The 22,648-nt window shown below is 70.7% G+C and carries 31 protein-coding genes and 2 pseudogenes; 15 read left to right on the plus strand and 18 right to left on the minus strand.

The features are described 5' to 3' along the window. Positions 1 to 74: 74 nt before the first annotated feature. From ACZ53N_RS32930 to ACZ53N_RS32995, 14 genes are all read right to left on the minus strand, one after another. Positions 75 to 272, minus strand: coding sequence for a hypothetical protein (locus ACZ53N_RS32930; RefSeq protein WP_469144472.1), 198 nt, complete (start codon positions 270 to 272; stop codon positions 75 to 77). Further along, positions 269 to 601: a hypothetical protein gene (locus tag ACZ53N_RS32935; protein WP_469144473.1), complete on the minus strand. Its 333-nt coding sequence runs from the start codon at positions 599 to 601 to the stop codon at positions 269 to 271. Before ACZ53N_RS32935 ends, ACZ53N_RS32930 begins: the two co-directional genes overlap by 4 nt. Before the next feature lie 163 nt (positions 602 to 764). After that, a complete protein-coding gene (gene dnaN, locus ACZ53N_RS32940; protein ID WP_469144474.1) occupies positions 765 to 1,862 on the minus strand; it encodes a DNA polymerase III subunit beta in 1,098 nt (365 codons plus the stop codon). Continuing rightward, entirely contained in the window at positions 1,859 to 2,005 is a 147-nt protein-coding gene (locus tag ACZ53N_RS32945; RefSeq protein ID WP_469144475.1) for a hypothetical protein, read from the minus strand. Before ACZ53N_RS32945 ends, dnaN begins: the two co-directional genes overlap by 4 nt. 72 nt (positions 2,006 to 2,077) lie before the next feature. Continuing rightward, complete coding sequence (locus ACZ53N_RS32950) at positions 2,078 to 2,332, minus strand: hypothetical protein (protein WP_469144476.1); 255 nt, start codon at positions 2,330 to 2,332, stop codon at positions 2,078 to 2,080. Further along, positions 2,329 to 2,517, minus strand: a complete 189-nt coding sequence (locus ACZ53N_RS32955) for a hypothetical protein (RefSeq protein ID WP_469144477.1) — start codon at positions 2,515 to 2,517, stop codon at positions 2,329 to 2,331. The genes ACZ53N_RS32950 and ACZ53N_RS32955 overlap by 4 nt, the downstream gene beginning before the upstream one ends. A gap of 163 nt (positions 2,518 to 2,680) precedes the next feature. Beyond that, positions 2,681 to 2,911, minus strand: a complete 231-nt coding sequence (locus ACZ53N_RS32960; RefSeq protein WP_469144478.1) for a hypothetical protein — start codon at positions 2,909 to 2,911, stop codon at positions 2,681 to 2,683. Beyond that, entirely contained in the window at positions 2,904 to 3,308 is a 405-nt protein-coding gene (locus ACZ53N_RS32965; protein WP_469144502.1) for a hypothetical protein, read from the minus strand. The genes ACZ53N_RS32960 and ACZ53N_RS32965 overlap by 8 nt, the downstream gene beginning before the upstream one ends. A 29-nt stretch (positions 3,309 to 3,337) precedes the next feature. Beyond that, a complete protein-coding gene (locus ACZ53N_RS32970; protein ID WP_469144479.1) occupies positions 3,338 to 3,691 on the minus strand; it encodes a phiSA1p31-related protein in 354 nt (117 codons plus the stop codon). Then, positions 3,688 to 3,858, minus strand: a complete 171-nt coding sequence (locus tag ACZ53N_RS32975; RefSeq protein ID WP_469144480.1) for a hypothetical protein — start codon at positions 3,856 to 3,858, stop codon at positions 3,688 to 3,690. The genes ACZ53N_RS32970 and ACZ53N_RS32975 overlap by 4 nt, the downstream gene beginning before the upstream one ends. Further along, on the minus strand, positions 3,858 to 4,151 hold the full coding sequence (locus ACZ53N_RS32980) for a hypothetical protein (RefSeq protein ID WP_469144481.1): 294 nt from the start codon (positions 4,149 to 4,151) through the stop codon (positions 3,858 to 3,860). Before ACZ53N_RS32980 ends, ACZ53N_RS32975 begins: the two co-directional genes overlap by 1 nt. Next, entirely contained in the window at positions 4,148 to 4,417 is a 270-nt protein-coding gene (locus tag ACZ53N_RS32985) for a hypothetical protein (protein WP_469144482.1), read from the minus strand. The genes ACZ53N_RS32980 and ACZ53N_RS32985 overlap by 4 nt, the downstream gene beginning before the upstream one ends. 94 nt (positions 4,418 to 4,511) lie before the next feature. Continuing rightward, complete coding sequence (locus tag ACZ53N_RS32990) at positions 4,512 to 4,829, minus strand: hypothetical protein (RefSeq protein WP_469144483.1); 318 nt, start codon at positions 4,827 to 4,829, stop codon at positions 4,512 to 4,514. Then, positions 4,826 to 5,143, minus strand: coding sequence for a helix-turn-helix domain-containing protein (locus ACZ53N_RS32995; RefSeq protein ID WP_469144484.1), 318 nt, complete (start codon positions 5,141 to 5,143; stop codon positions 4,826 to 4,828). Before ACZ53N_RS32995 ends, ACZ53N_RS32990 begins: the two co-directional genes overlap by 4 nt. 120 nt (positions 5,144 to 5,263) lie before the next feature. Between ACZ53N_RS32995 and ACZ53N_RS33000 the strand changes: the two genes are divergently transcribed. The 4 genes from ACZ53N_RS33000 (at position 5,264) to ACZ53N_RS33015 (ending at position 9,180) form a co-directional block, all read left to right on the plus strand. After that, the gene (locus ACZ53N_RS33000) at positions 5,264 to 5,788 is read left to right on the plus strand and encodes a helix-turn-helix domain-containing protein (RefSeq protein WP_469144485.1); all 525 of its coding nucleotides are present in this window, start codon (positions 5,264 to 5,266) and stop codon (positions 5,786 to 5,788) included. A 107-nt stretch (positions 5,789 to 5,895) separates the two neighbouring features. Beyond that, positions 5,896 to 6,111, plus strand: a complete 216-nt coding sequence (locus ACZ53N_RS33005; RefSeq protein ID WP_469144486.1) for a hypothetical protein — start codon at positions 5,896 to 5,898, stop codon at positions 6,109 to 6,111. Positions 6,112 to 6,192: 81 nt separating this feature from the next. After that, the gene (locus tag ACZ53N_RS33010; protein WP_469144487.1) at positions 6,193 to 7,509 is read left to right on the plus strand and encodes a tyrosine-type recombinase/integrase; all 1,317 of its coding nucleotides are present in this window, start codon (positions 6,193 to 6,195) and stop codon (positions 7,507 to 7,509) included. Positions 7,510 to 7,830: 321 nt separating this feature from the next. Further along, complete coding sequence (locus ACZ53N_RS33015; protein ID WP_469144488.1) at positions 7,831 to 9,180, plus strand: FAD-dependent oxidoreductase; 1,350 nt, start codon at positions 7,831 to 7,833, stop codon at positions 9,178 to 9,180. A gap of 35 nt (positions 9,181 to 9,215) precedes the next feature. On the opposite strand, the gene ACZ53N_RS33020 is transcribed toward ACZ53N_RS33015, so the two are convergent. Further along, a complete protein-coding gene (locus ACZ53N_RS33020) occupies positions 9,216 to 9,581 on the minus strand; it encodes an ArsR/SmtB family transcription factor (RefSeq protein ID WP_469144489.1) in 366 nt (121 codons plus the stop codon). 134 nt (positions 9,582 to 9,715) lie between these two features. Here ACZ53N_RS33020 and ACZ53N_RS33025 point away from each other — a divergent pair, with 134 nt between their 5' ends. The 5 genes from ACZ53N_RS33025 (at position 9,716) to ACZ53N_RS33045 (ending at position 14,073) form a co-directional block, all read left to right on the plus strand. Next, positions 9,716 to 10,810, plus strand: a complete 1,095-nt coding sequence (locus tag ACZ53N_RS33025) for an NADH:flavin oxidoreductase/NADH oxidase (protein ID WP_469144490.1) — start codon at positions 9,716 to 9,718, stop codon at positions 10,808 to 10,810. A gap of 220 nt (positions 10,811 to 11,030) precedes the next feature. Next, a complete protein-coding gene (locus ACZ53N_RS33030; RefSeq protein ID WP_469144491.1) occupies positions 11,031 to 11,708 on the plus strand; it encodes a uracil-DNA glycosylase in 678 nt (225 codons plus the stop codon). Positions 11,709 to 11,731: 23 nt separating this feature from the next. Next, the gene (locus ACZ53N_RS33035) at positions 11,732 to 11,899 is read left to right on the plus strand and encodes a hypothetical protein (protein WP_469144492.1); all 168 of its coding nucleotides are present in this window, start codon (positions 11,732 to 11,734) and stop codon (positions 11,897 to 11,899) included. Positions 11,900 to 11,903: 4 nt separating this feature from the next. Continuing rightward, positions 11,904 to 13,022, plus strand: coding sequence for an N-acetylglucosamine kinase (locus ACZ53N_RS33040; protein WP_469144493.1), 1,119 nt, complete (start codon positions 11,904 to 11,906; stop codon positions 13,020 to 13,022). 106 nt (positions 13,023 to 13,128) lie between these two features. Then, positions 13,129 to 14,073 (plus strand): sirohydrochlorin chelatase family protein, encoded by a 945-nt coding sequence (locus ACZ53N_RS33045; RefSeq protein WP_469144494.1) that lies wholly within the window; start codon positions 13,129 to 13,131, stop codon positions 14,071 to 14,073. Positions 14,074 to 14,285: 212 nt separating this feature from the next. Here ACZ53N_RS33045 and ACZ53N_RS33050 read toward each other — a convergent pair whose 3' ends face one another. Beyond that, positions 14,286 to 15,365, minus strand: a complete 1,080-nt coding sequence (locus tag ACZ53N_RS33050) for a lactonase family protein (RefSeq protein ID WP_469144495.1) — start codon at positions 15,363 to 15,365, stop codon at positions 14,286 to 14,288. A 77-nt stretch (positions 15,366 to 15,442) separates the two neighbouring features. Beyond that, positions 15,443 to 16,948 (minus strand): FUSC family protein, encoded by a 1,506-nt coding sequence (locus tag ACZ53N_RS33055; protein WP_469144496.1) that lies wholly within the window; start codon positions 16,946 to 16,948, stop codon positions 15,443 to 15,445. A 283-nt stretch (positions 16,949 to 17,231) separates the two neighbouring features. Here ACZ53N_RS33055 and ACZ53N_RS33060 point away from each other — a divergent pair, with 283 nt between their 5' ends. After that, a complete protein-coding gene (locus tag ACZ53N_RS33060; protein ID WP_469144497.1) occupies positions 17,232 to 17,714 on the plus strand; it encodes an Lrp/AsnC family transcriptional regulator in 483 nt (160 codons plus the stop codon). Positions 17,715 to 17,896: 182 nt separating this feature from the next. After that, positions 17,897 to 18,823: a D-alanyl-D-alanine carboxypeptidase family protein gene (locus ACZ53N_RS33065; RefSeq protein WP_469144498.1), complete on the plus strand. Its 927-nt coding sequence runs from the start codon at positions 17,897 to 17,899 to the stop codon at positions 18,821 to 18,823. Between the two features lie 38 nt (positions 18,824 to 18,861). On the opposite strand, the gene ACZ53N_RS33070 is transcribed toward ACZ53N_RS33065, so the two are convergent. Beyond that, complete coding sequence (locus ACZ53N_RS33070) at positions 18,862 to 19,284, minus strand: YjbQ family protein (protein WP_469144499.1); 423 nt, start codon at positions 19,282 to 19,284, stop codon at positions 18,862 to 18,864. 125 nt (positions 19,285 to 19,409) lie between these two features. Between ACZ53N_RS33070 and ACZ53N_RS33075 the strand changes: the two are divergent. The 4 genes and pseudogenes from ACZ53N_RS33075 to ACZ53N_RS33090 all read left to right on the plus strand — a co-directional run. Continuing rightward, a pseudogene (locus tag ACZ53N_RS33075) lies at positions 19,410 to 19,589 on the plus strand (FAD-dependent pyridine nucleotide-disulfide oxidoreductase); the annotation flags it as partial. 18 nt (positions 19,590 to 19,607) lie between these two features. Further along, positions 19,608 to 20,360 carry a (Fe-S)-binding protein gene (locus tag ACZ53N_RS33080; protein WP_469144500.1) on the plus strand — a complete coding sequence of 251 codons (753 nt, stop codon included), beginning with the start codon at positions 19,608 to 19,610 and terminating at the stop codon, positions 20,358 to 20,360. 50 nt (positions 20,361 to 20,410) lie between these two features. After that, positions 20,411 to 21,886: a lactate utilization protein B gene (locus ACZ53N_RS33085; protein ID WP_469144501.1), complete on the plus strand. Its 1,476-nt coding sequence runs from the start codon at positions 20,411 to 20,413 to the stop codon at positions 21,884 to 21,886. After that, a pseudogene (locus tag ACZ53N_RS33090) lies at positions 21,883 to 22,554 on the plus strand (LutC/YkgG family protein); the annotation flags it as partial. The gene ACZ53N_RS33085 and the pseudogene ACZ53N_RS33090, both read left to right, overlap by 4 nt. Positions 22,555 to 22,648: the final 94 nt, after the last annotated feature.

Genomic DNA, 22,648 nt, shown 5'->3' on the forward strand with positions numbered 1-22,648 from the left:
AACGTCCTTTGGGCGATGATCCGTGACGGAGAGCAGTTCCATGCTTCACCCCCCGTCACGCTGGCGGCTTGACATCACGATTGGGAAGTCCCTTCGCACAGGCGCCGGTATTCGGCGTCCAGGTCACTGAGGTCGGTGGATCCGAGGTCCGGGCCGGCCGCCTGCGCGGCGGCCTGGAGGGCTTTGCGGGTGCGCCGGTGCCGGACGGTGCCGATGGCCAGCCATTGGAGGCTGATGGCGACGGCGAGGGCGATGCTTCGCAGCAGGTTCACTGGTGGCCCCCGTTGGGGACGGCGCCGATCCATTCGCGGCACAGGGAGTTGCGGACCGACGCCCGCTTGGACCGGGCGACCCCGGCCGGCTCGATGATGTGGTCGCGGTGAGCGGCAGCGAACTGGGGACCCCAGTGGTTGGGGTGGCGGGGTTCACCGACGAGTCCGGCGGCGATCAGGTCGGCGGCTTGGAAGGGGAGTTGGAGGGAGGCCGCGAGGCGGATGGCCTGCTGGCATTCGGCTGCCCACGCGGTGTCGGTGCCCTTGGTGGCCTGGTCCATGCCGTCCTGCTGGGCGACGGCTGCGGCAACGGGATCGACGATGGTCATGGGGTTGGGTCGCCTCCTTTCGTCTGCTGGGTCAGGTGGTGCGCGTCCTTGGGGTGTGCTGGGGGAGGCCGCCCGCGGTGCGGGGAGGGGTGGTGGGGCGAGGCGGACTGGGTGGCGGGCCTTGACGCCCGGGGCGCCCGGCCAAGGCCCGCGATGCGGTTGGTCAGGAGCGGACGGGCATGACCACGTACCGGTATGCCGGGGCGTTGACGGCGGTGTGCATCAGGACGGGCCGGGTCGGGGCGAACAGGTTGAACTGCACGGTGTCGCCCATGTGCTGCAGGCCGCCCAGCAGGTAGTCGGGCTGGAACACCAACTGCATCGGATTCCCGTCGAGGAGTTCGGCCGGCACGGTGTCCATAGCTACTGATCCGGTGTCCCCGGCGGAACGCACGCTCACCGCCCCGTCCTTGAACCCGAGCAGCACGTTGGGTTTGCGATTGGTGGCCACCAGGCTCGCCCGCTTGATAGCCGCCGTCAGGACTGCTGTGCCGACGGTGGCGACGGTGACGAAGTCGGTGGGGATGTGCTGGCGCACGTCGGGGCGGCTGCCGGGATCAACGAGGCTGAGCGAGCTGTACCGGGTGTCGTTGCCGATGCCCGCCGGGGTGCCGTCGGAGAGCCACACCTCACCACCGGCCATGGCCTTGGCCGCTTCGACCAGGGCCCGGCCGGGCATGAGCGCGGAGAACTCCTGCCTGGGTTTGGCCGACTGCCAGGGGATGGTGCGCTGGGCGATGCGGTAGGAGTCGGTGGCGAACAGGACCAAACGGTCGTCGTCGGCTGTGACCTCAATGACCCCCATCCACGGTTTCGCGGCCACGGTGGGGTCAGTGGCGTCAATGACCTGGGCGGCAGCCTCGGCCAAGTCCTTGCCTGCCACGGTTCCGGCGGGGTGGGGCTTGGCCAGCAGGGACGGGTAGTCCTTGGCGGGCAGCAAGGTGAGGGCGAACGCGGCTTCGCCGCACAGAATGGTGGCCTGTTCGTTCTCGACGGTGATCTCGACGAGATCACCGGTGTAGCTGCCGAGGACGCTGGCGGCGAGCCGACCGGGAACCACGATTCGACCCGGTTCCATGACCTCTGCGGCGAGGGTGCTGCGGGTGGTGACGTTCCAGTCGACACCGGAGACAGTGAGGGTGTCGTCGCTGGCCTCGAAGAGGAGCCCGGCGCGTGCGGGGATGGTCGGTTTGGGGTCGAGCTGGCGGGATGACCATGCGGTCGCCTCAGACAGCTCCCGGCGGGAGAGGCGGAGTTTCACGATTCGACCTCGACGTCGTCGAAGAGCGTCTCGGTCTGCGCCACCCCGGCCGGCGCCTCTCCCTCGGCGACGGAGCGCTGCAGGGATTGGCGGCTGGCGTCAACGAGGGCGGACAGTGGGAACAGTTCGAGCTGGGTGTCCATGCGAATGCTCCAGGTGTTGGGTGTCCGCCGCCGGAGCCGGTGGACATCTACGGCGACGGACAGATCCGGGGGTCAGGCGCGTTCGGCGGCCTGCTTGAGCTGGGCGAGTGCGGCTTCGGCTTCGGCCAGGTCCTGCAGGGCCCCGGAGTAGTCGATGGCGGCCTGGTCGAGCTGGGCCTCGAGTACACGGTTCTCGCCGGTGAGCCGTTGGATCTCGGTGGTGGCGGCGACCAGCTCATAGGTCAGCTCGTCGCACTCCCGACGGAACTGGGCCACGCTCTTGCCGCGGTGCCGGGCCATGGAACGGGCCGAGGAGAACCAGTTCACCGTCCGTCCCCTTCCTCGTGAACGTGGTGGCCGAGGGCTCCGCGCGTGCGGTGACCGGTGCCGGGCTCAGGTGCCGTGGTCTCCTGCTCGACCTCGTCCTTACGGGTCGGGAGTCCGGCGAGGAGGCCGAGCACCACTCCGATGAGGGCGAAGATCAGCAGCCCGTACCAGGCCGCCGGGCTCATGACGGGCCCCGCTGACCGGGGATGAACGGGCGCCGGCCGCAGTAGCAGGGGTGCGCGAGCTGCTGGTTCAGCCGGACACACGCCGGGCAGGTGCGCGCGCTGTGGCCACCGGTGCACTTGCACCCCTCGAAGTCGCGCTTACAGACCGGGCAGCGGCTGGCCATCACGCACCTCCGGCGTAGTTGACGGTGTAGTGGAGGTCGGTGTCGCGGACGTGTTCGATGAGCGCGCCTCGGTTGGCGAGGGCCTGCAGGTCCTTGCGGGCCGTGGACCGCTGCGAGCACCAGCCGGCCTCGGCGTACAGGCGGCGCACCTGCCCCGTCGTCCACTCGCCCGAGGGAGCCTGGCGGATCACCTTGAGGAGACGCTGGCGGCGGCGTTCGGCGTTAGACACGACGGTCCCCCTCTGGGTTCGGGTTGACCTCGGGGTGGGTGAATCGGATCGGCTTTCCGATCGACCGGGCGTAGGCGATCTCTGTGCGGGTGGAGTCCCCGATGTAGTCGCCGACGACGAGGACCTCGTCAGCGAGGATGATCTTCCGGCGGTGCAGGCGGTCGAGACTCTTCTTCAGTGCCTCGGCGTCGGCCGGGTCGGCCCACAGCGGGTGCGGGCGCTTCATGTCGCAGCCCGGCTTGACGACGATCCGGCCCGCCGCGGTTTCCCGAAGGTCCGCCTCGGCCATCTCCTCCATGAACCTCGTGGAGCCGCAGATCGCCACGATGGTCGGCAGCGGCAGGTCGCGCTTCGCGTCGGCGAGCTTCTCGCCAGCGGTCTGGAGCTTCGCGATCAGGCCCTCGGTGTCGCAGTCTTCCGGGAGGTTCACGCCGCACCGCCGAGGTCGGCGGGGGTGGGGGCGTGGAGCGCCTTCCGGTAGTCGGCGGCCATGCGGGGCCGCACCTCGATCAGCGGACCGTAGATCCAGTACACGTCCACGAGTGGGGCCACGGTGTCGGCACCGGACATCATCACCGGCTGGTCGTCGGCGGTGCGGGCACCCGTCCACAACCATTCGCCGCCGATCATGTCCACCCACACCGCGGTCAGGTCGAACACGAACCCGTCGATCACGAAGGTCGTCCGCCGGTCGATGGCGGCAAGCTTCAACTGGGCCCGGTCCGCCGCGGGCAGACCCGGGGTGGCGGCTGCGGCCGTCAGATCGTCGATGATGCTCACGAGACTCCTCCGGGGGTCCAGTCGGGGTAGTCGTCAGCGCAGCTGCACGCTTCGGGGTGCTCGGCGGGGGCGGCGGCGAAGGCATCGTCGAGGGTGTCCAGCAGGTGGCGGAGCTCGCACTCCGGCAGACCGCCCGCGCGGATCGGGTTGGGGGTTGCGGTAGCCATCACGCGTCACCCCTCTCAACCGGGGTCCAGTCGCCGGCGGGGGCCAGCGGGCGGGACACCAGCTCAGGGCCGGGAAGATGGTCACCACGCTCGGCCAGGAACTCCTCAACCGCCTCACGGTCGGTGTCCAGGGCGAGCACCGCCCCGCCCGTCGTGCGCACCGCGTACTGGACGGCAGCCACCCGCAGCACCTCATCGCGGTAGGCGTCAAGCAGCGCCTCCGGCGTCATGTCGCCGAAAGCCGAATCCTCCGAGGCACGGAGTCCGGCCAGAATGTCGTCGCGGAAGCTCATCGGGCACCGCCGGCGGTCAGCGAGCGGACGAGGTTGGGGCTCGCCGCCGCCAAGATCTTGTTCGCCGCCGTCAGTTCACGGTCGGCCTGGTGCCTCAGCGCGGCGTTCCGCTCAGGGAACGAGGAGTGGTAGGCGCGGCGGGCATCAGCCGCCTGCAGGACAGCGGCGCGGAGCGGCTCCGGGAACGACTCGACTCGCTGCCAAGCGATCCAGTTGTCGACCTGCTCAGGAACGGGGATTGGGACTTCTGAGACACTGTGAAACACGTGCCTCCCCTTTCATCAGGAGTGGTGAGGGTGTTGCACGTAGGGCCCGCTGCCGGTGACTCGCCAGAAACCGGCGGCGCGGCCCGCATAGCCGCTAAGCGGCCTGGCGGTGCGCGTACTTCGAGGGCTTGACCTCGCCGTTGGCCTGGACCCACCGAATGTGGGCGGCGGTCAGACGCGGCGATCGACCGACGTAGGTGAAGGGGATGCGTCGGGCCTGGATGTTCGCGATGACCCAGTTCGCGGTCTTACCGAGGAGCGGCCCGGCTTCTTCCGGCGTGTAGCACTTGAGCTCAGGGTCGATCATGGGTGTTGCCCGGACGAGTGCTTCGACGGCGATGGTCAGCCGCTCGATGAGCGTGGTGTCGACGTGCGGCGGGTTTTCGGCAGCGGGGGCCAGATTCCTGGTCACGGCTTCTCCCTGGTTATGGCTCCGAGTGGGACTTGGAGCTGGTCGGCGATGCGCTGGAGGGTGTCCTCCCCGGCCCCCTGCTGCTCTGTCTCGATCCGTGAGCAGAAGGACGGGTCTCTGTTGATGAGGTGCGCGAGCCCTCTCAGGCTGAGTCCGCGTGCCTCACGGAGGGACCTGATTGCGGCTCCGTTCGGTGTCACAACGCAGACGTTAGACCCAATGTTGGGTGTCTGCAAGGTGTTGTGCGGCGTTGATTGGGTGTCGGGCCGCCTTGAGGGGTGCGCCGGTGCGCCCAGCTCGATTCTGGCGTCCACCCCCAGGGGCGCGGCGGTGATCCGATAAGCACTTCACGAGTCAACAAAATGAGCCCGCGCACACCGATCTTTACTGGTCAATTAGGTGGCCGGGTGGGTATGTGTTGCCTAACTTGAGGCATGATGGAACTCATGAGTAGGGACTGGAAGCAGCTCGCCGAGGCCATCAAGAAGGCCCGCATCGAGCTTCAGCTCACGCAGAAAGACCTCGCAGAAGCGGCAGGAGTGAGCGAGTCGACGATCCAAAACCTGGAGGCCGGCGAACCCCGCAGCAGAGTCCCCACATCCCTCTCCAAGATCGAACCCATCCTGGGGTGGGCACCGCGTTCCGCAGTAGCCATCGCCGAAGGCGGCGAGGCGAAGCCGCTTCCCCCCAGTGCGTCGCAGGGGCACGCGGAGGCGATGCCCTCCGACCTTCCGCTCCGGATCGTGCAGGAGCTCGCCGACGGTCCGCTTTTGGACACCACCGTCCTGGACCTGACAGAGCTCGGCTCCGAAGCCCGGATGATCGTCGTAGTGAAGGGAAAACCGGACGCCTCCCCGGAGCAAATCCGGCGCGACCTCCTGGCCTGGAGGAAGGCACACCTCAAGCTGCAAGGCCTGGGCGACGACGACAGCGCCCCGCCCGCCGCCAACGAGGCCTGACACGAGCTGCGTTAGACCACTCCAGCCTCTCCTCACATGAACGTTCCGTGTGGTTTCATGGCTGGATACCGTCGAGGGGGCCACGCTCGGATGGTGATGGGGGACCAATGCGGGTCCAGGTTCAGCGCGTCTCCGATATGCCGCACAACATCGACTTCTGGCTTGACGATCAGCCGGGAGTCGTCACGTTCTACATCGACGAAGAACTGATCACCGAGATAGGGGCTCAGATCCTCGAGGGCGCACTGCGCCGCATCGTGAGCCACTGGCACCGTTCACCGAATCATGTCGAACGACCCCACCTACGTCTCCATACTGGATGACGTACTTCCGCCCAACCGCACGCCGACGGCCCCCACACGTCGGCGTGCTCTGTATTTCCGTGATGCTCCGTGAGGTGAGGCATGGCATTCGGCGAGAGACGAAGCTGGGACAAGGCCGCCAGGAAGTGGCGCTACCGCGGCCGGTACAAGCTGCCCAACGGCAAGTGGGGCTCCGTCTCCCGGGATGACGATGGGCGCCCCTTCTACACCGAGCGCTCCGCAGAGGACTACGCCCACGGGCTTGAGGTCGACGTTCGACGCAAGACCTTCATCAATCCGCACGACGGCCGGATCACCATCGCGGAGTGGTCCACGGTCTGGCTGGCGTCCCTCGACCTGAGCGCACGCAGCGACGAGACCTACCGGCAGCGATTGCGTTCGGTGATCCTCCCGTACTGGGGCGCCGTGACGGTCAGCAACGTCACCACCATCGCCTTCACCACATGGGAGAAGTCGCTGCGCCAGCAGTACTCAGATGAGTACGTCAAGGCGATCTGCTCAGTCTTCCGGACCATGCTGGACGACGCTGTTGCCTCGAAGGTGATTGGGTCCAACCCCATCCCTACCCGAAAGGCTCGCCGTCGCGGTAAGTACGAGCCTAAGGACGACACAGATGACACCGTGCTGGCCACGCCCCGGCAGGCCCTTCTCATCGCACGCAACGCTCTGGATATGCGGGGGCTGAGCGGATACGCGATGGTCCTGACGATCGCCTATGCCGCCTTGCGTATCTCTGAAGTGGCCGGCCTGCGCCGGGAGCACCTGATCCTTGAGGATGACGGCGCAGGTTGTCGGATCTTGGTCCAAGAGCAGCACCAGTACCTGAACGGCCAGGCATGCCAGGTGCATCCGAAGTACGGCTCGACTGGCAGCCTGATCATTCCGCCGTTCCTGGCGGCGATCCTGAAGCAGCTGATCGAGTCCCACGAGTCACCTTGGGTCTTCATCAGGCCCCGCGGGAAGAAGCTCGAGGTTGGCACCTCGTTCTACACGACGACCTGGCGCCCGCTCATCGATGGCCACATCCCAAACCCGTCGGCCGCCAACCGCTCAAACCGGCTGCCCGCCATGCCGGCCGTGGCCGGAGTCGAGAACATCGTTCCGCACGGGCTGCGTCACTCCCACAAGGTCTGGCTGGATGAGCAGAAGCATCCACGTGTTGCCGTCGAACGGCGTATGCGCCACAAATTCCGTGGCGTGGAAGGGACGTACTCCCACGTGACCCTGCCCATGGAGCTGGCGATCGCCGAAGGCCTGCAGCAGCTGTGGGAGTCCTCCTTGAAGCCCGTTGTGGATCGCCGGGAATTGGAACCTCCGCGCCCGCCCAGAAAGTTGATCTCCCAAATTTCTCCCGCGGTGCCCCGCCAGGGGCGGTTGTCGCAGGTTCAGCCCGCGTGAAGCCACTGACTTTGGGCGATCCCCCGCGTCGCCCAAAATCAGCGGACACACCGGAGCCCGCCCTGCCGAACGGGGCGGGACACCGAGGACCTGCTGGACAGACCGGCCCGGGGGACAGTCGCCGCAGGAGTTACAGCATGTCCTCGCGCACCGCGTCGGTCAATGAGACGCCGCGCGCCCGCCCCGTCGGCGTCACGGTCCGCACGGGCAGCCGGGATCCGAGGAGGCATCGGGAGCGCTGCCACTCCGCCCCTTGCCCGCCTCTCCCGCATCCGGGTTCCCGGTGCGATCCTGGACACACCCGCGGGAAGGAGTTCCGCCGTGCTTCGCGTCGCAGTGGTCGGATCGGGACCGAGTGGGATCTTCACCGCCCAGGCCCTGGTGCAGCAGCAGGTTGTCCCCGGCGTGACGGTCGACGTGCTGGACCGGCTGCCCTGCCCTTACGGGCTCGTGCGCTACGGGGTGGCCCCCGACCACGAGAAGATCAAGTCGCTGCAGAACAATCTGCGCGCCGCCCTCGAACACCCCGCCATCTCCTTCCTCGGCAACGTCCGGGTGGGGGACGAGGCAGGGGGTCTGGCACCGCGGCGGCTGCTGGACCTCTACCACGCGGTCGTCTACTGCGTCGGCGCCGCGACCGACCGGCGCCTCGCCGTCCCCGGGGAGGATCTGCCGGGCAGCTTCTCGGCCACGGAGTTCGTCTCCTGGTACAGCGCCCACCCCGACGCGGAGCCGGGCGGGTTCGTGCTGGGGGCGCGCTCGGCGGTCGTCATCGGGGTCGGCAATGTGGCGGTGGACGTGGCCCGGGTGCTGGCGCGCGGCGCGGACGAGCTACGGGCCACCGATGTGCCGGACGCGGCCCTGGCCGCGCTCGCCGACAGCCGGGTGACGGACATCCACATGGTCGGCCGCCGGGGCCCGGGACAAGCGAAGTTCACCACGAAGGAACTGCGGGAGCTGGGCGCCCTGCCGGGTGCGGAGGTGCTCGTGGGAGCCGAGGAGGCGGCATTGGACCCGGCGTGGACCGACCCGTCCGGGTTGCCGGCGGTCGGCCGGCGCAATGTGGAGGTGCTCCGGGGCTGGGCCGGGCAGCCGGCCCGGGGCCTCGCGCGCCGGATCCGGCTGCGGTTCTTCCTGCGGCCCGTCGCCCTGCTCGGGAAGGACGCCGTGCGTGCGGTGCGCTTCGAGCGGACCGTGCCCGACGAGCACGGCGGGGTGGTCGGCACCGGCCGGTTCGAGGACATCGAGGCCCAGTTGGTCCTGCGGTCGGTCGGCTATCGCGGGGTGCCGATCCCGGGGCTGCCGTTCGACCCGGAGCGGGGAACCGTGCCGCACACCGGGGGTCGGGTCCTGCGGAACGGCGTGCCGTCGTCCGGCGAGTACGTCGCGGGCTGGATCAAGCGCGGGCCGACCGGCGTGATCGGCACCAATCGCTCGTGTGCCAAGGAGACGGTGACCTCGCTGCTGACCGACGCCGAGACCCTCATGGCACGACGGCCGGTGGGTGATCCGTACGCCGCGCTGCGGGCGGCGGGGCAGGAACCGGTGCGGTGGCCGGGTTGGCTGGGGATCGAGGCGGCGGAGGCCGCCCTCGGACAGCGGCTGGGCCGTGGGCCGGTGAAGATCCCGGACTGGGAGGGGCTGCTCGCCGCGGCACGGGACCAGACCTGACCGGGGCCGGACCCGTCACCGGAGGGCATCGCGCCTCAGCCGCCCTCGTTCAGTCGCTCGGCCTGCCGGTCGGCCGCGGTGAGAACGCTGTCGAGGAGCCCCGGGAACAGCGCCTCCAGATCGTCCCGGCGCAGGGCGTTCATCTTCGCCGTGCCCCGGTAGGTCTGGCGGACCACGCCGCACTCGCGGAGCACGCGGAAGTGGTGGGTGGTCGTCGACTTGCTGACGGGGAGCTCCAGGACGGAGCAGGATTGCTCGGTCCCGGCCGCCGCCAGGGACCGTACGACCAGCAGGCGCATGGGGTCCGACAGGGCGTGCAGCACGCTCTCGAGCCGGATGTCCTCGCGTGCGGGGTGCTCGAGGGCGCGGCTGGTCGACGGGGTTGCGGACGGCGTCTGCACGGCTGCTCCTCAGGGGTCACTGCGAGGACCCAGTATACGAGAGTCGTACGAGGATCATCGTAGTTTGACATGTCTCGTAGTACGACGAGTATCGTACGAGCCGTACCTCGGCGCAACACGAGAAGGAGCCTGTCGTGAGTTCCCTGTTCGAGCCTTACACCCTGCGGTCGCTGACCATCCCCAACCGTGTCTGGATGGCGCCGATGTGCCAGTACTCGGCCGAGGTCTTCGGGCCGAACGCGGGTGTCGCGAACGACTGGCACTTCCAGCACTACGCCGCCCGCGCGGCCGGCGGCACCGGCCTGATCCTGGTCGAGGCCACCGCGGTCAGCCCCGAGGGCCGGATCAGCCCGGCGGACCTCGGCCTGTGGAACGACACCCAGACCGAGGCACTCCGACGCGTGACGGCCTTCCTCAAGGAGCAGGGCACCGTTCCCGGCATCCAGATAGCCCACGCGGGGCGCAAGGCGGCGACCGAGCGGCCGTGGCGGGGCCGTGGCCCCGCGAGCCGGGAGGAGAGCTGGCCGGTGGCCGGGCCGAGCCCGCTGCCGTACGCGGACGACCACCAGGTGCCCGCTGAGCTGACGGTGGAGCAGATCAAGGAGGTCGTCGGACAGTTCGCGGACGCGGCGCGGCGCGCCCTGGCCGCCGGCTTCGAGGTCGTCGAGGTGCACGGCGCGCACGGTTACCTCATCCACGAGTTCCTCTCGCCGCACAGCAACCGCCGCACCGACGAGTACGGCGGCTCGTTCGACAACCGCGTCCGGTTCCCGCTGGAGGTCGTGGACGCGGTGCGCGCGGTGTGGCCCGAGGACAAGCCTGTCTTCTTCCGCCTCTCCGCGACCGACTGGCTGACGGAGGACCCCGAGGACGAGCGCGAGGGCTGGACGGCGGACGACACCGTGCGTTTCGCACGGGAGCTGCTCGCCCACGGCGTGGACCTGCTCGATGTCTCCACCGGCGGCAACGCGCCGGCCACCCGCATCCCGGTCGGCCCCGGCTACCAGGTGCCGTTCGCCCGGCGCGTGAAGGAGGAGACCGGTCTGCCCGTCGCCGCGGTCGGACTGATCACCGACCCCCAGCAGGCCGAGAAGATCATCGCCAATGGCGAGGCCGACGCGGTGCTGCTGGGCCGCGAGCTGCTGCGCGACCCCTTCTGGGCGCGCCGCGCGGCCACCGGCCTGGGCGCCGACCGGCGCATCCCCGACCAGTACGGCTGGGCCGTCTGACCTGCGGAACCCCACTCCCCGGGGGGGGGGGGGGGGCTGCCGGTGCGGGCCGCAGACCTGTCCGCACCGGCGGCGGCTTCCCCTCAGGGCCGCCCCGCGCACGGCGGGGCTCCTGCTTAAAGCGGCCACCACCACACGTATGAGCGTGCGCCGGAGCTTCGCGCGGACGAACACGCTCCCGTTCGTACCGGCACGGGCTGAGCCAGTAGAGTGACACCCCGTGGCTGCACGACCATTGAACGAGATCGTAGAAGCGGGCTGGGCCAAGGCACTTGAGCCGGTCGCCGGGCGCATCACCGCGATGGGCGACTTTCTGCGCGCCGAGATCGCGGCGGGCCGGACCTACCTGCCCTCGGGCGCGAATGTGCTGCGCGCGTTCCAGCAGCCGTTCGACGACATACGGGTTCTGATCGTGGGTCAGGACCCGTACCCGACACCCGGCCACGCCGTGGGGCTGAGCTTCTCCGTCGCGCCTGAGGTGCGGCCGCTGCCCGGCAGCCTGGAGAACATCTTCCGCGAGCTGCACACCGACCTCGGGCTGCCCCGGCCCTCCAACGGCGATCTGACCCCCTGGACACAGCAGGGCGTCCTGCTGCTCAACCGGGCACTGACCACGGCCCCACGCAAGCCCGCCGCGCACCGGGGCAAGGGCTGGGAAGAGGTCACCGAGCAGGCGATCCGCGCGCTGGTCGCGCGCGGCCGGCCGATGGCGGCGATCCTGTGGGGCCGCGACGCCCGCAATCTGCGACCGCTGCTCGGCGGGGTGCCCTGTGTCGAGTCCGCCCACCCCTCCCCCATGTCCGCCGATCGCGGTTTCTTCGGGTCCCGGCCGTTCAGTCGGACCAACGACCTCCTCGTCCAGCAGGGATCGACTCCCGTCAACTGGCAGCTTCCGTGATCTTGGGCGGTAAGGTGCCCGCCATGACCTGCGGCACGGACATCACGGACGGCCCGCGTCGGGCGGGCGCCCGGCGGCGGACGCGAGCCGGGAGCGCGTCACTGCCAGGCGCGGGCACGGTCCCGAGCGGCGCGAACGCGCCGCTCGCCGGCGCCTCGGCGAACGCGCGCGCCGTGCGCAGCTCCGGCTGATCCCGTGGCCGTCACACCCGGGGACCTCCCGGCCGACCGCGCGCGGCACGGTCGCTCCCATGTCCTCGGGGTCGACTCGGGCGGGTCGGGCATCAGGGTCGCCCTCGCACCCGTGCGAGGCGAGGGCCCGGCCCTTACCTGGTCCTCCCCCGACCCCGCCGTCATGGGCAAACGGGGTATCGACGCGCAAAGCCTCCTCGACCGGGTGCTGCCAGCCACCACGCGTCTCCTGCGCGAGGCGGGCGCGGAGCGCTGCGAGGCCGTCTGCGTGGGCGCCTCGGGCATGGCCACGCTCGGCGACGATCTCCGTGCCGTGCTGCCCGACGCGCTGCGCGACGCGCTCGGGGCACGTCGGCTGGCCCTGGCCTCGGACGCGGTGACCGCGTACGCGGGTGCGCTGGGTCAGCGGCCGGGCGCGGTCGTCGCCCTCGGCACCGGGCTGGTCGCACTCGGCACCGACCTGACCCCGGAAGGCGGCTGGCGGCGTGCGGACGGCTGGGGCCACCTCCTCGGCGACTGCGGCAGCGGAGCCTGGATCGGCCGCGCCGGGCTCGAAGCGGCGATGCGCGCGTACGACGGGCGCGAGGAGGGCGCCTCCCCGGCCCTGCTGGCCCGGCTGGAGGCCCTGCTCGGCCCCGCGCCGGAGCTGCCGGGAAAGCTGTACCCGCGCGCGGACCGACCGGCGCTGCTGGCGTCGTTCGCACCCGAGGTCGGCCGGTGCGCCGGGACCGACCCGGTCGCCTCCCGCATCCTCAGCGAGGCAGCCCGCCATATCGCCGGGGCGGCGGCGGCAGTGTGCCCCCGCCCGGACCGGGACCCACTGCGGTCGCAGTCAACGCAGCTGACGCAGCCGACACACCCTCCGACGCAGCCGAAATATGCGCCGCAGTCAGCGCGCCCGGCCGACCGGACCCTGCGGGTGGCTCTGACCGGCGGACTGCTCCGGATGGGCGAACCGCTCCTGGCGCCACTCCACCGAGAGTTGCAATTGCAACTACCTCAGGCGCGCCTGATCGCCGCTGCGGGCGATCCGCTGAGCGGGGCGTCGCTCGTGGCAGCGGCACTGGCGACGGACGAATTGCGACTACCCACCGAAGCCGGATTACTACGGATCATTTGCTGAACACATCTCCACTGATCGTATGAACCACCGAATAAATCCGGACAGACGTCGCCTAGTTGCCCCCACCCGAACGGCCCAGTCCTCCGAACGACTAACATGCGGCGCCATGAGCTCCCCCACAGGGCCCGTGTCCGGCCTGCCTGTACGAATGCCGCGTCCCCGCCAGCCTGGACGGCACCGGCGGCCGGAGCCGGCGGCTGCTCCAGCGGGTGCGCCCCCGCTGGTCCTCGCCGTACCCGGGACACCCGACCCCGCCACGCGCCTCCTCGCCGAGGAGATCCTCAGCATCGCGCGCGCCGAGCTCCCGGGGCTCGACGCGCGTATCGGCTACGTGGACGCCGACGGCGGCAGCGAGGGCTACCCCTCCCTGGACGCCGTCCTCGGCTACGCCACAGCCCAGCACGCCGCTCGCGCGAGCGAAGCCCGCGAGGAGGCCGCCGCGGACGAGAACGCCGACGCGTGGGCCGCCGGACCCGCCGCCGTGGTCGTGCCGCTGCTCGCGGGGCCCGACAGCGCCCTGCTGCGCCGTATACGCCAGTCCGTCATGAGCAGCGGCTCCGTCGTCGAGCTGACCGACGCGCTCGGCCCGCACCCACTGCTCGCCGAAGCACTGCACGTGCGCCTCTCCGAGGCGGGCCTGGCCCGCGCCGACCGCGCGCGACTGTTCACAGTTGCAACGGCTGCGGACGGCATCATTCTGGCCACGATCGGCGGCGAGGAAGCCGTGCAGGCCGCGGGAATCACCGGCATGCTGCTCTCCGCACGCCTCGCCGTCCCCGTGATGGCCGCCGCGCTGGACGAGGAGGGCGCGATCGCCCGTACCGCCGAGCGCCTCCGCGGCTCCGGCTCGCGGAACCTGGCCCTGGCGCCCTGCCTGATCGGTCCCGAGGTGGCCGAGAGCCTCCCGGCCGTGGCCGCCCAGGAGGCGGGCTGCGCGGCGGCCGAGCCGCTGGGCGCCTACCCGGCGATCGGCAAGCTGACCCTGGCCAAGTACGCGGCCGCACTGGGCATCGCCCCCGAGCCGTCGCTTCAGGGCGCGCCGGCCCGCTGACGCTCGTTCGGCGTCCGGATGGACGCCTCGCTGTTCGGAGGGGCCCTCAGGGGCCCCTCCGGTCGTTTCCGGGGCCGACCGTGGCCATGGACCGATCGTTTTCGGGTCGGATTCTTTCCGGCCGGATGGTTCCGGATCCGAGCGATCGGATCCGGCCATTTGGCCCCGTCCGTGGACCGGACCATTGCATCGGTTCAGGCAAAGACCACGGTTCAGGCAAAGACCACGCAGGACGCGGCGGGCATCTCGATCGACCCGGCACGACGCGGGAGGCCCGTTTCAGGCTCGACGGTGAACCAGGTGACGTCGCCGGAGCGCTCGTTGGCGGCGTACAGCAGGTGTCCGCCCGGGTGCGCCGACAGATCGCGAGGCCAGTGGCCGCCGCAGTCGACGGCGGCGCGGAGGCCGAGGATGTCACCCGAGTCGTCGAGGGCCAGCGTGGCGATGGTGTCGTGGCCACGGTTGGCCACCCACAGGAACCGGCCGTCGGGCGAGACCACGGGTGCCGAGGGGAAATTGGGCGCCGCCGCGGTCCCGCCAGGGTGCTCCTCGGGCACGACAGGTGCCTCGCCGACCGGCTCCAGGGCCCCGGCCGACGCGTCCCAGCGGCAGACCGTGACGGTCGACTCCAGCTCGTTGAGGACGTACGCGCGGTCGCCGCGCGGGTGGAGGGCGAGATGCCGGGGGCCGGTCCCGGGGCGGAGCCGTGTCTCACCGTGGGGCCTCGGGACGCCCGTCGCCGGGTCGAGGGCGTAGATCCACACCGAGTCCGTGCCGAGGTCGACGGCGAGCACCCAGCGCCCGGACGGATCGGGCACCACGGCGTGCGCGTGCGGACCCTCCTGCCGGTCCGTCACGGGGCCGCCGCCCTTGTGCGCCAGGACCGCAGAGGGAGCCTCGAGTCCGCCGTCGGCGCGCACCGGCAGAGCGCTGACGCTGCCCGAGCCGTAGTTGGCGGTGAGCACGTGCCTTCCGGCGGGCGCGAGGTGTGTGGGGGAGGCGCCGCCGACGGGGACGGGCGCGCCGAGCGGCTCGGGCCGGGCCGGGTCGGCGAGGGAGAAGGCGACGGTGGCCCCCTCCGCGGTCTCGCTCACCGCGTACAGCACGTCGGCGGCGGGCTGGAGCGCAAGGAAGGACGGGTTCACCACGGCATCGGTGGCGAACACCGGTGTCAGCGCGCCGGTGGCGGTGTCGACGTCCACGACCGTGAGGCCGCGCCCGCCCGCCTCCGTGAACGACCCGATGTACGCCCGCTGCCCCCGCCGTAGCCCCTGCTGTCCCGTACCGGCCACCGCGCCGCCTCCCCGTCGAGCCGAGTCACTGTCCGCCCGACGCTACACCGCGGCACCGACAGCGGCCGGGGCGCGGCTCAAGCTTCGGCGAAGACGCCGCGGGGGTTGCTGCGCAGGGGGGCGGCGAGGGAGACGAGTGTGGCTTCCAGGTCGTGCAGGTGGGCGAGGGCGCGCTCGGCGCCGGGGTGGTGGTGCGGGGCGGCGTCGAGCGCCGCGGCGGCCGGGGGTACGCCGTCCCCGCCGGGCGCGACCAGGGCGTACAGCGCGGTCTCGACCCGCTGACAGGCCGCGGTCAGCCTGGCGTCGTGCGAGGCGGCGGGGTCGGCGGCGACGGCCGCCAGGCCCCGCGCCTGACGGGCGCAGTCGTCGAGGAAGACCATGACCTCCCGGGCTCGGGCCTTGCGTGCCCGCAGCGGGCTGAGCGGGTGCAGCAGCGGCGCGAGGGAGACGCGCACCTTGCCGAGGAGCAGCTCCAGCTCGGCGACGTGCGCAGCGGGGTCGGCGGACTCGTCGCCGGCGAGTCGCCGGGCCGACTCCGCGGTGCAGTGCCGTACGGCCAGCAGGGCGCGCTGGATCCAGGCGTCGGTGGCGGCGTGCGTGGTGACCGGCAGGACGACGGCGACGGCGAGGGCCGCGCCGAGGGCGCCGACGGCCGTCTGCTCGAAGCGCAGCGCCAGGAGTCCCGGGTGGAGCACACCGAGGAGCCCGTAGAGCAGCCCGGCCATGACGGTCACGAAGAACATCATCCAGCTGTAGGACGGAGCGGCGGTGTAGAAGATGCCGAAGACGCAGACGGCGACGAGCACCGCAGTGGGCACGGGCGCGCCGTGCAGCGGCACGGCCACGAGGAGCCCGACGACGATTCCGGTCAGGGTGCCGACGACGCGGCGGAAGCCGCGGACGAGGGTCTCACCGCGCGAGGCGGTGTTGACGAAGATCCACCAGGCGGTTCCGACGGCCCAGTACCAGCGCTCGTCGGAGACGAGCTGTCCGACGGCGAGCGCGAGACCGCAGGCGAAGGTCGCCTGGAACGCCTGGCGGGTGGTGGGCCGAGCCAGCCCGCGCGCCGCGAGGGGGGCGGGCTGGGCGGGTGGCGGGGTCCGGCGTTCGATGCACCAGAACCCGAAGCGGACGAGGCCGGACGCGGCAAGCGCCATCGCCATGGCTCCGTACAGCTCCGGCAGCTGAGCCGGTACGGCGTGCAGGAACTGCGTGGCGAAGAACATCATGAAGGCGAATATCCCGAGCGCGTGGCCACGCGGGCCCCAGCGCCGGGCGTAGACGCCGCAGAAGACCACCGCGAGGAACGCGGCGTCGCGCAGCAGGGGCACGCCGTGCAGGGCCGTCGCGAGGGCGAGCACGGGGAAGCCGACGGCCGGCAGCAGAGCGGTGGTGACCGCCTGGCGCCGCACGGTCGGGTCACCGACGGTGAAGAGCGCGAGGAGCGCCGCGAGCCCGCCCGTGATGGAGGCGGGCAGTGACAGACCGCAGAGTTCCGCCGCGACAACCGCGAGGCTCACACCGATGACGGCACGGACGCCGGTGCGGAGCCTGAGCCGGCCCGGGTCCGGAGCCACGAACATCCTCTTCAGAGCGGCCGCCCCCTTCTCCCCAAGTAATGAATGTGTACGGATGGATTCCGCCGGTGCGCACGGACGTCGGCGTCACATGAGCGCTTTCCGGCACGACAAAGGCGCTGCGGGGGTTCGGAAGCGGCTTCCTCGCCGCCCGACGCAGCCCAGCGCAACGCCATCAGTAGGTAGAGGAAAACATCCGGAGCCTCAATGGCTCAACAGCTCCTCGGATAACTGAACCATTGGTACAGTGCAAGGCCGGGAACAGTGACCATAAGGAGGCCGTTGGCCCATGGCGGTGGATGCGCTGGACGCGAAGATCTTGCGGCTGCTGCTGGAGCAGCCGCGGACGAGTGTGCGGGAGTACGCGCGCGTGCTGGGCATCGCGCGCGGCACGCTGCAGGCCCGGCTCGACCGGCTGGAGCGCGAGGGCGTGATCACCGGCACCGGACCGCGGCTGTCCCCCGCGGCTCTCGGTCATCCCATGCTGGCGTTCGTCCACATAGAGGTCACTCAGGGCCACCTGGACACGGTGGCGAGCGCGCTCGCCGAGGTACCGGAGATCATCGAGGCGTTCTCGATCACCGGCGGCGGGGATCTGATGACGCGGGTCGTCGCGCGCGGCGCGGCGCACCTGGAGGACGTGATCCAGCTGCTGGTCCAGTTGCCGGGGGTGGTCCGTACGCGCACCGAAGTGGTGCTGCGCGAGCGCGTGCCCTACCGGATGGTGCCGCTGGTGGAATCGGTGGGACGGGCGGCTCAGCGGTCTCCCTGACCGGGCTGGCCGAGGCGGCCGTCCGGCCGGCCTGTCCGGCCGGTCTGCCTGGCCTGGCTCTCTGTCCGGGCCGGCTGACGGATCGCCAATCACCCGGAGAGGCGCCCCCCATGTCTCCCGGCCCACACATGGATGGGATTATCTGCTCGCTCATCTCAACAAGCGAGGACAAGGGGATGCACATGGATCGAACTGGGGGAAGACCGGTCCGCCGGTGGGGAACGGCGCTCGTCGCGTCGACCGCGGCGATCGCCGTCGTACTCCCGGCGACGACCGCCGAGGCCGCCGCCAGCGGTCCGTCGGGCGTCACCGCCCAGGGCGCGTTCCTGCTCGACAACGGCAAGAACAGCCAGCTGTGGTCCAAGAACGCCGACACCAAGCGTCAGATGGCCAGCACCACCAAGGTCATGACGGCGGCCGTGGTCCTGGACACCAGTGGCGTCAATCTCAACAAGCTGATCACCATCAAGCAGTCGTACCGCGACTACGTCGCGCGTAACGGCGCGAGCACGGCGGATCTGCGCGTCGGCGACAAGCTGACCGTGCGACAGCTGCTGTACGGCCTGATGCTCCCCTCCGGGTGCGACGCCGCGTACGCGCTCGCCGACACCTTCGGCAGCGGCAGCACCGAGGCCGCGCGCACGAAGTCGTTCATCGGCAAGATGAACAAGAAGGCCGCCGCCCTTGGTATGAAGAACACCAAGTACGACTCCTTCGACGGCATCTCGGCGGCGGGCGCGAACTACACGACGCCGCGCGACACGGCGAAGCTGGCCGGCCACGCGATGGCCAACAGCACGTTCGGCACGGTCGTCAAGTCGACCAGCACCCAGCAGAAGGCCGCGAACATCAATCGCACCTACTACTGGGACAACACGAACAAGCTGCTCGGGTCCTACAAGGGCGCGATAGGCATCAAGACCGGCACGGGCTCCGTGGCCGGGCCGTGCCTGGTGTTCGCCGCCCAGCGCAACGGACGCACTGTCGTGGGCGTCATCCTCAATGCCGGCAACCGCTACGCGGACGCCACGAAGATGCTCGACTGGGCCTACAACACCAAGACGCCGGTGAAGCTGCGCCAGCTGCCGGCATCGGCTCAGAAGGACTGACACCCCGGCTGAGCCGAGGCCGACCGGCTGCCGGGCGGTCAGCCGAGAAAGGTCAGCCGCACCTGGCGGTCCGGGTTGTCCCGGTTGGTATCCACCAGACACACGGACTGCCAGGTGCCCAGCTCCAACCGTCCACCGAGGACGGGGAGCGTGGCGTGCGGCGGCACGAGCGCCGGAAGGACGTGGTCCCGGCCATGGCCGGGGCTCCCGTGCCGGTGCCGCCAGCGGTCGTCCGCCGGCAGCAGGTCCCGCAGCGCGGCGAGCAGATCGTCGTCACTGCCCGCGCCCGTCTCCAGAACCGCGACCCCGGCAGTGGCGTGCGGGACGAAGATATTGAGCAGCCCGTCGCGGCCCGCGGCCACGGCGCGCAAGAACTCCTCACAGTCACGTGTGAGGTCGTGGACGGTCTCCGAAGTGCCGGTGGAGACGTCGAGGACGTGCGTACGGAACGTTGCGGTCATGTTCCCATCCTGCCCCGTGGTGGGCACACGACCCGCTCCAGGGCAGATCCGCCGGCCTCGCTGACCTACGGCAAGGTGCACGGCATGCACGCGCTGCCGGGCAGGGAGCTGATGGGGGCGGACGACGCGTGCACCTGGTCGGGTACGGGTTTTCGGCGAGCACCATCGGCGCGAACCGGGCGGGCCGGGAGACCGTACGGGAGATCCGGTCGCTGCTGGCCGGGCCCGGTGACGGCCCCGGCGGCGGTCCCCGGGAACGCCACGTGGACAGTCCTTCACAGCACGCGGTGGCTGCGGCAGTATGAGCCGCGCGAGGAGGAATCATGCGTGTGGGGCTGTTCATCACCTGCGTCAATGACACGCTCTACCCGCGCACCGGTCGGGCCGTCGTCACCCTGCTGGAGCGGCTCGGCGTTCAGGTCGTATTCCCCATGGCGCAGAGCTGCTGCGGTCAACCGCAGTTCAACACGGGCTACCGCCACCAGGCGGAGCCGCTGATGCGCCGCTACGCCACGGCCTTCCAGGGCGTCGACCACGTGGTCACCCCGTCCGGTTCCTGTGCGGCGATGGTCCGCGACAACTACCCGCGGATCGCCGCCAAGGCGGCCGCCGAGGGGCGGGGCAACGCGATGGCCGAGGCGGCGGCGGGCGCGGTGGCCAAGACCTACGAGCTGACCGAGTTCCTGGTCGACGTCCTGGGAGTGACGGACGTCGGGGCGTACTTTCCCCACAGCGTCACCTACCACCCCACCTGCCACGGACTGCGGGTACTGGGCCTCGGTGACCGGCCGCTGCGGCTCCTGGAGAAGGTGCGGGGCATCGAACTGCGGGAACTGGCCGGGGCCGAGGAGTGCTGCGGTTTCGGTGGCACCTTCGCCGTGAAGAACCCCGCCGTCTCCGCCGCGATGGGTGCCGACAAGGCCCGCGCGCTCAGTGAAACCGGTGCGACGGCCGTGTGCACGGTCGACAATTCCTGTCTTCTGCACATCGGCGGCACGCTCGCCCGCAGTGGCTCCGCCGTCCGCCCCGTCCATATCGCGGAGATCCTCGCCAGCACGGAAGGCAGCGTCCTGTGAGCGGTCCCGTGAGCCCTGGGGGCGGCTCCGCCCACGCGACGTACCTGGGCATGCCTCCCTTTCCACAAGCCGCCGCCGTCTCGACCCGGGACGGCGGGCTGCGCGGCAACCTGCGGCACGCGACGCACACCATCCGCGCCAAGCGAGCCGCGGCCGTCGCCGAGCTCGACGACTGGGGGCGGCTGCGCGCCGCCGGAGCCGCCATCAAGGACCGGACCCTGCGTCACCTCGACCACTATCTGGTGCGGTTGGAGGAGAACGTGACCCGGGCCGGGGGCACCGTCCACTGGGCGGCGGACGCCGCCGAGGCGAACCGCATCGTCACCGAACTCGTACGCGCCACCGGCGAGCGCGAAGTCGTCAAGGTCAAGTCCATGGTCACCCAGGAGACGGGCCTCAACGCCGCCCTCGCGAAGGCAGGGATCCGGGCGTACGAGACCGACCTCGCCGAGCTGATCGTGCAGCTCGGTGACGATCTGCCCTCACACATCCTGGTCCCCGCGATCCACCGCAATCGCGGCGAGATCCGCGACATCTTCCGCGACCGGATGGCGCAGTGGGGGCGCCCGGCGCCGGAAGGACTCACGGACCGTCCCGCCGATCTCGCCGAGGCCGCCCGGCTGCATCTGCGCGAGAAGTTCCTGAGCTGCAAGGTCGCGATCTCGGGCGCCAACTTCATGGTGGCCGAGACCGGCACCCTCGTGGTCGTGGAATCCGAGGGCAACGGCAGGATGTGCCTCACCCTCCCGGAGACCCTGATCTCGGTAGTCGGCATCGAGAAGACCGTGCCGACCTGGCAGGACCTGGAAGTCTTCCTCCAGCTGCTCCCCCGATCCTCGACCGCCGAGCGCATGAACCCGTACACCTCGATGTGGACGGGGACCACCGCCGAGGACGGCCCACGCGCCTTCCACCTCGTGCTGCTCGACAACGGCCGCACCGACACGCTCGCCGACCAGGTCGGCCGCCAGGCGCTGCGCTGCATCCGCTGTTCGGCCTGCCTGAACGTCTGCCCGGTGTACGAGCGGGCCGGCGGGCACGCGTACGGTTCGCCCTACCCCGGGCCGATCGGCGCGATCCTCACTCCGCAGTTGCGGGGCCTCACCTCCCCGCTGGAGGAGTCGCTTCCCTACGCCTCCTCCCTGTGTGGCGCCTGCTACGAGGTCTGCCCGGTCGCCATCGATATCCCGGAGGTCCTCGTTCACCTGCGCGAGCGAGTCGTGGAGGGTGGCGAGGTGACGGTCCGCGGCACGAGGACCGTCATCAAACCGGCCAGGAGGCACACCGCCGAACGTGTGCTGATGCGAACCGCCGGCTGGGTCCTTGACCACCCCGCCGCGCTCCGGCACGGCCAGCGCCTCGCCGCCCGCACCCGCCGCTTCCACCCGCGACGGCTGCCCGGGCCGGGCAGCGCCTGGACGGACACCCGCGAGCTGCCCGAGATGCCCGCCGAGTCGTTCCGGAAGTGGTGGGCCCGCACCCGAGGCGGGCCGGCGGCCACCCGGCCCCGGGAGCGGTCTTCATGAGCGCCGGTGTCGGCGGTGTCGGCGGCCACGCAAGCAGGGACCGGGTCCTCGGACGGATCCGGCGGGCACTGGCGGATGTGCCGCGGTACGAGCGCCCGGGCGACCACCCCGTCGTCCGCGACTATTTCCGCACGCACGGTGAGCGGACGCCCGCCGAGTCCGTGAACCTCCTCGCCGAGAATCTCGCGGACTACCGCGCCGTCGTGCACCGCACGGACCCGGCCGGACTGCCCACGCTCCTGGGGCGGCTGCTCGCCTCGCGCGGGGCCCGCCGTGTGGTCGTACCGACCGGGCTGCCGCGTGGATGGCTTGCCGGAGCCCGAGTGGACCTGGTGCCGGATTCGGCGGCTCTGACACCGCGGGAGCTGGACAGCGCGGACAGCGTCGTCACCGGCTGCGCGCTGGCCATCGCCGAGACCGGCACGGTGGTCCTCGACTCGGGCCCGGACCAGGGCCGTCGTCGCATCTCACTCGTGCCCGATCACCATCTGTGCGTGGTGCGGATCGCGGACCAGGTGGTGGACTCGGTGCCGCAGGCCCTCGAACGGCTGGCTCCCGAGCGGCCACTGACCTGGATCTCGGGTCCGTCCGCGACCAGCGACATCGAACTGGACCGGGTCGAGGGCGTCCATGGTCCGCGCACCCTCGAAGTGATCCTGGTGGACGGGGTGGATTCAACTGATCGTCGCAACACCTCGTTCATGGAGGTGCTGATGGGTAGGCCAGCGGGCTGGATGACGGAGCTGACCGGCAGGTCGCCAA

This window comes from Streptomyces sp. NPDC033229, assembly GCF_055576875.1.

Coding starts and splice junctions, on each gene's coding strand:
- ACZ53N_RS32935 (WP_469144473.1), bottom strand. CDS start 601: ATGACCATCGTCGATCCCGTTGCCGCAGCCGTCGCCCAGCAGGACGGC.
- ACZ53N_RS32945 (WP_469144475.1), bottom strand. CDS start 2,005: ATGGACACCCAGCTCGAACTGTTCCCACTGTCCGCCCTCGTTGACGCC.
- ACZ53N_RS32955 (WP_469144477.1), bottom strand. CDS start 2,517: ATGAGCCCGGCGGCCTGGTACGGGCTGCTGATCTTCGCCCTCATCGGA.
- ACZ53N_RS32975 (WP_469144480.1), bottom strand. CDS start 3,858: ATGGCTACCGCAACCCCCAACCCGATCCGCGCGGGCGGTCTGCCGGAG.
- ACZ53N_RS32980 (WP_469144481.1), bottom strand. CDS start 4,151: ATGAGCTTCCGCGACGACATTCTGGCCGGACTCCGTGCCTCGGAGGAT.
- ACZ53N_RS33000 (WP_469144485.1), top strand. CDS start 5,264: ATGATGGAACTCATGAGTAGGGACTGGAAGCAGCTCGCCGAGGCCATC.
- ACZ53N_RS33005 (WP_469144486.1), top strand. CDS start 5,896: ATGCGGGTCCAGGTTCAGCGCGTCTCCGATATGCCGCACAACATCGAC.
- ACZ53N_RS33010 (WP_469144487.1), top strand. CDS start 6,193: ATGGCATTCGGCGAGAGACGAAGCTGGGACAAGGCCGCCAGGAAGTGG.
- ACZ53N_RS33035 (WP_469144492.1), top strand. CDS start 11,732: ATGACCTGCGGCACGGACATCACGGACGGCCCGCGTCGGGCGGGCGCC.
- ACZ53N_RS33045 (WP_469144494.1), top strand. CDS start 13,129: ATGAGCTCCCCCACAGGGCCCGTGTCCGGCCTGCCTGTACGAATGCCG.
- ACZ53N_RS33055 (WP_469144496.1), bottom strand. CDS start 16,948: ATGTTCGTGGCTCCGGACCCGGGCCGGCTCAGGCTCCGCACCGGCGTC.
- ACZ53N_RS33060 (WP_469144497.1), top strand. CDS start 17,232: ATGGCGGTGGATGCGCTGGACGCGAAGATCTTGCGGCTGCTGCTGGAG.
- ACZ53N_RS33065 (WP_469144498.1), top strand. CDS start 17,897: ATGGATCGAACTGGGGGAAGACCGGTCCGCCGGTGGGGAACGGCGCTC.
- ACZ53N_RS33070 (WP_469144499.1), bottom strand. CDS start 19,284: ATGACCGCAACGTTCCGTACGCACGTCCTCGACGTCTCCACCGGCACT.
- ACZ53N_RS33080 (WP_469144500.1), top strand. CDS start 19,608: ATGCGTGTGGGGCTGTTCATCACCTGCGTCAATGACACGCTCTACCCG.
- ACZ53N_RS33085 (WP_469144501.1), top strand. CDS start 20,411: ATGCCTCCCTTTCCACAAGCCGCCGCCGTCTCGACCCGGGACGGCGGG.